The organism is Micromonospora maritima (genome assembly GCF_902825405.1).
GTDB lineage: Bacteria > Actinomycetota > Actinomycetes > Mycobacteriales > Micromonosporaceae > Micromonospora > Micromonospora maritima.
On the sequence record NZ_CADEAU010000943.1, the window covers coordinates 1 to 817 of the forward strand.

Sequence of the window (817 nt, forward strand, 5' to 3'; positions counted from 1 at the left end):
ACCAGGCCACCCGCCGGTCCTCGGCGCGGGCGCGGCGCCGGGGCAGCAGCGCGGCGACGAAGCCGGCGGCCACCGCCACGACACCCCCGCCCAGCCAGGGCAGCACGCTCAAGGTCATGAGCCCTGTCTAACGCACCGCCGCCAGCGACGACGACGAGTACCCCTCCTGGAAGCCGTCCATGAACGCGCCCGCCATTCCCGACACGACGCATCCGGCGCAGCACAGGATCACCAGGATCGCCGGCACCGCGACCCAGAGGACAGTCGTCCAGTTGATCCCGTCCGGCTCCGGCGGCGGCGGCGCGTACCCCGGTGGCGGGTACTGCGGCTGGTACGGATCCGGCTGGTACGGGTCGTGAGGATGCACCCGGCCATCCTGCCCACCACCCGCGACCGACGGAAGATCCACCCGGACCGGCCAGGTCGACCGGTCAGGTTCGGTGCGCGTCCAGGTGGGTGAGGACGGTCTGGTTGGCCTCCCAGCCGTCCGGGAACTTCACCGGCACGTCCAGGTGCACGCGCTCGGTCGACGGGTACGCGTCCAGCAGCTCACCGATGCCGGCCCGGGCCACCACCACGCAGGCGTGCCGGTGCCGGGACGCCAGCACGCACAGCCGCCCCGACTCCAGGTGGAACGCGGTCGCGTCGCGCCGGCCGGAGAGCGGGTGCAGCACGATCGTCACGTCGTACTCCCGGCCCTGGAGCCGGTTGGCGGTGTCCACGGTGATGCCCGCCCCGGCCGCGCCCAGCCGGGACCGGATGGCCGCGACCTGGTCGCGGTGCGCGGCCCCGACGGCGATCCGGTCCGCGCCCACCG

The 817-nt window shown here is 74.3% G+C and carries 2 protein-coding genes; both read right to left on the reverse strand.

Annotation, left to right across the window (positions count from 1 at the left end; genetic code table 11):
- Window positions 1-127: 127 nt before the first annotated feature.
- Window positions 128-367 (reverse strand): hypothetical protein, encoded by a 240-nt coding sequence (locus HUW36_RS33705; protein ID WP_246248459.1) that lies wholly within the window; start codon window positions 365-367, stop codon window positions 128-130.
- A 64-nt stretch (window positions 368-431) separates the two neighbouring features.
- Window positions 432-817 (reverse strand): AAA domain-containing protein (locus HUW36_RS33710; RefSeq protein ID WP_246248460.1); only part of this gene is annotated, 386 nt, incomplete at its 5' end.